Below are 3,787 nucleotides of genomic sequence, written 5' to 3'. Positions count from 1 at the left end.
ACGCCGGGACGCGCGCGCTGCACCGCGCGGCGCTGGCGTCGGCGGCGCCCGGCCTCGTCGTCGCCCTCGGCGACCCGGCCGACCTGCCGGACGACGCGCCGGGGCTCCTGCGTGACCGCCCGCTCGTCGAGGGCCGCCCCGCCGCGTACGTGTGCCGGGGCTTCGTGTGCGAGCGGCCGACGACCGACCCGGCGGAGCTGGCGCGCGCCCTGCGCGGCTGACGGCACCGCGGGGCGGACGCCCCCGGACGCACGACGGCCCGGCGCCCTCCGCGGAGGGGCCGGGCCGGTCGGCGTGCCGGTGCGTCAGGCGGTCGGCGTGCCGCCCTCGACCGAGCCGCGCCAGGCACCGGTCTCGGCGCCGCGGCTCTCGATGAACTCCTTGAACCGCTCGACGTCCTTCTTGACCTGGCGGTCGTCGGCGCCGACGGCGGCACCCACCTTCTCCACGAGGGAGTCCGCCTCCCAGTCGATCTTCACGGTGACCCGCGTCGACGCCGGGCCCAGCTGCTGGAACGACACGTGACCCGCGTGGGCCGTGCCGTCGACGCTGCGCCACGCGACGACCTGGTCGGGCTCCTGCTCGACGATCTGCGCGTCGAACTCGCGGTTCACGCCGCCGATCGACGTCTTCCAGTGCGTCATCGTGTCGCTGATCTGCGTGACCTGCTCGACGCCGTTCATGAAGTGCGGGAAGTCCTCGAACTGCGTCCACTGGTCGTACGCCGTGCGCACGGGGACGTCGACGTCGATGGTCTGCTCGATCGTGGGCATGCCGTCTCCTCCTGTGTGTTCGGGGGGTCGTGCGTCCTCCACGCTAGGTCGGGGTCCGGACGCGCGCGCGTCGAGCGGGCCGGGAGGGTGGCCGCGCTCAGCGCACGCTCAGGCGCGCCGGTCCGTCGAGCCCGTGCCGTCGCCCTCGGCCGCCCGCGCCGCCTCCCGCTCGGCCGCGGACGCCTCGGAGCGGCGGCGCGTGAGCAGGTGCAGGACGAGGCCCGCGGCGAGCAGCGCGCCGGCGAGCAGCCAGTGCCGCGCCTCCTGCTGCGTCAGCAGACCCAGGCACGTGCCGATCGCCAGGACCGGCAGCGGCGTCCACGCGCGGAAGTGCGGGCGGTCCACGCGGTCGCGGCGCAGCACGAGCACGGCGAGGTTCGTGCTGAGGAACACCAGCAGCAGGAGCAGCACCACGGTCGAGGCGAGGTCGACCAGCGAGCCCGTCGTGGTCAGGACGATCGCCACGACCGTCGTCACGACGATCGCGACGACCGGCGTGCGCCGGTTCGGCAGCACGCGCGTGAGCGGGCCGGGCAGCAGCCCCTGGTCCGCCATCCCGTAGGCGAGGCGGCTCGACATGATCATCGTCAGCAGCGCGCCGTTGGCCACGGCGATGAGCGCGACGACGGAGAACAGCTGCAGCGGCACGCCGCCCGCGGCCCGGACCACCTCGAGCAGCGGGCCGCTCGACGCCGAGAGGTCGTCCGGCGCCACGACGGCCGGCGCCACGATCCCCACCAGCAGGTAGACGACGCCCGCGGCGAGCAGGGCGCCGAAGAGGGCGCGCGGGTACACGCGCCGCACGTCGCGGACCTCCTCGGCGACGTTCGCCGACGTCTCGAAGCCGACGAACGAGTAGAACGCGATGAGCGCGCCGCCGAGCGTCGCGGCGGCCGCGGAGGTGCCCTCCGGCAGCTCCAGCAGGCGCCCCGGGTCGCCGTCGCCCCGGCCCAGCACCATCGCACCGAGCACGACGACGAGGAGCAGGCCGCTCACCTCGATCGCCGTCATGACGACGTTGGCCCGCATCGACTCCTTGATGCCGCGGGCGTTGAGGAGGGCGACCAGCGCGAGGAAGACGATCGCCGCGGGGATCGCCGGCACGTCGAGGAACACGCCGAGGTAGTCGCCGGCGAACGCGAGCGACAGGCCGGCGGCGGACGTGACACCGGCCGCGAGCATCGAGAACCCGACGAGGAAGGAGATCACCGGCCGCTTGAAGGCGCGCTGCGCGTAGACGGCCGAGCCGCCCGCCTGCGGGTACTTGGTGACGAGCTCGGCGTACGACGCCGCGGTGAGCAGCGCCATGACGAGCGCCACGAGCAGCGGCAGCCACACCATGCCGCCGGCCTCGGCGGACAGCTCGCCGACGAGCGCGTAGACGCCGGCGCCGAGCACGTCGCCGAGGATGAAGAGGAACAGGAGCGGTCCGGTGACGGACCGCCGCAGGCGGGTGGGCGCCTCGGCGCCGCTGTCGGTGCTGGTCACCCGCCCGAGTATCGAGGCGGACGGCCCGTCGCGCGCGCCGGGCGCCGGGGGTCGTGCCGGCGGGCCGCGGCGTACGCGGGCAGGCGCAGGGCGGCGGCCCAGGCGTACGTCCGGTACGGGGCGGGCACGTGCAGCACCGGGTCGAACCGCAGGTCGAGGTCGGGGACGATCTCGTCCGCGACGAGCCGGCCGCAGCGCTGCCACGGCCCGCCGGCGCGCGCCGACATCAGTACGAGGTCCACGCGCAGGTCGGACCGGTCGGTGTCCCCGCGGGCGCCCGGCACCGGTACGGCGCCGAGCACGACCGGCCCGTCGGCGGTGCGGAACGGCATGAGCGAGCCCATCGGTCCGCCCCACGGGCTCGTCCGCGGCACGAGGAGGAACCGCGAGAGCCGACCGGTGCCCGTGCCGGACAGCAGCAGGTCCTGCGGACGCCCGTCGACCTCCCACCGCACCGCGACGCCGTGCACGTCCGGCAGCCCCGGCGGCAGGCCCGCCGAGCGGGACACGCGCACGAGCGCCGGTCCCGCGTACCGCAGCTCGCCCCCGGGAGCGTCGGGGTCGTCGCCGAGCCGCAGCGTCCCGCGGAGCACGGTGCCGCGCGGGTGCAGCGGGCGGCCGCGGCGCAGCGCGGCGAGCGGGCCGAACACTGTCGCCAGCAGACCGCCGGCGACACGGGCGGGCAGGGGACCGTCGGGCACGGGGACGGGCACGGGGACTCCCTCGACGTGGGCGGGTGGGCGCGCGGCGCCGGGGCGCGGCGCGGGTCCAGCATGGCGAGGGTGCGGCCGGGGCGCGCGGCGGGCGTCCGCGGCCGGTGCGATGCTGCTCCTGGGAGCGGCACCCGCGCCGGGCGCCGCGCGGACCGGGCCCGCACGAGGAGGTGCGCATGGCGTACGTCGTCGCCGAGCCGTGCATCGACGTGCTCGACCGCTCCTGCGTGCTCGCGTGCCCGGTGGACTGCATCTACGAGGGTCGGCGCTCGGTCTACGTGCACCCCGACGAGTGCATCGACTGCGGCGCGTGCGTGCCCGTGTGCCCGGTCGACGCGATCTACCCCGAGGACGCGCTGCCGGCCGGGTGGTCGGCATTCGCAGCCGACCAGGCGCTGTTCTTCACCGAGCCGCTGCCCGGGCGGTCGACGCCGCTGGGGTCACCGGGCGGCGCCGACCGCGTGGGCCGCGTGGGTGCGGACACCGCCTTCGTCGCCACGTACGACCCGCCGTCCACCGCCCGCCGCCGGGCGCGCGCCGAGCCGCCGGTGGCGGGGCACCTCCCACCCCCGGCGGCGTCGGAGGACCGGTCCCCGGCGTAAGACCTCCCGGCCGTGCGTGCTGGTGCGCGACGTGCCGCCGCGGCCGGGCGGCGTCATCGGCCCGACCGGACCGGCTCCGGACGCGCGTACTCCTCGACCTCGCCGCCGGCCACGCCGCGCAGCACGCCGGTGCCCCGCGCGACGTCGCGGTCGCCCCGCGCGCGGGTGACGTCGGAGCCGCTCGCCGCCGCCGCGAGCCGGAGCGCGGCCC

Annotated in this window: 3 protein-coding genes and 2 pseudogenes; 2 read left to right on the top strand and 3 right to left on the bottom strand. The window is 76.8% G+C overall.

Annotated elements, in window-relative coordinates:
* Positions 1 to 221 (top strand): annotated as a pseudogene (locus AB6N23_RS17640) (N-acylglucosamine 2-epimerase); the annotation flags it as partial.
* 84 nt (positions 222 to 305) lie between these two features.
* Here AB6N23_RS17640 and AB6N23_RS17635 read toward each other — a convergent pair.
* The 3 genes from AB6N23_RS17635 to AB6N23_RS17625 all read right to left on the bottom strand — a co-directional run bounded on the left by AB6N23_RS17635 (position 306) and on the right by AB6N23_RS17625 (position 2,974).
* Complete coding sequence (locus tag AB6N23_RS17635; RefSeq protein ID WP_412867272.1) at positions 306 to 773, bottom strand: SRPBCC family protein; 468 nt, start codon at positions 771 to 773, stop codon at positions 306 to 308.
* Positions 774 to 881: 108 nt separating this feature from the next.
* A complete protein-coding gene (locus tag AB6N23_RS17630) occupies positions 882 to 2,261 on the bottom strand; it encodes an APC family permease (protein ID WP_412867271.1) in 1,380 nt (459 codons plus the stop codon).
* Positions 2,258 to 2,974 (bottom strand): catalase family protein, encoded by a 717-nt coding sequence (locus AB6N23_RS17625; RefSeq protein ID WP_412867270.1) that lies wholly within the window; start codon positions 2,972 to 2,974, stop codon positions 2,258 to 2,260. Before AB6N23_RS17625 ends, AB6N23_RS17630 begins: the two co-directional genes overlap by 4 nt.
* A 176-nt stretch (positions 2,975 to 3,150) precedes the next feature.
* On the opposite strand from AB6N23_RS17625, the pseudogene fdxA reads away from it, so the two are divergent.
* Positions 3,151 to 3,483, top strand: a pseudogene (gene fdxA / locus AB6N23_RS17620) (ferredoxin); the annotation flags it as partial.
* Between the last annotated feature and the right edge of the window lie 304 nt (positions 3,484 to 3,787).

It is taken from the genome of Cellulomonas pasadenensis (assembly GCF_047229365.1).
In the GTDB taxonomy this organism is placed as follows: Bacteria; Actinomycetota; Actinomycetes; order Actinomycetales; family Cellulomonadaceae; genus Cellulomonas.
The sequence above is the reverse complement of the archived record's forward strand: the minus strand, read 5'-3'. Positions and strand labels throughout refer to the sequence as shown.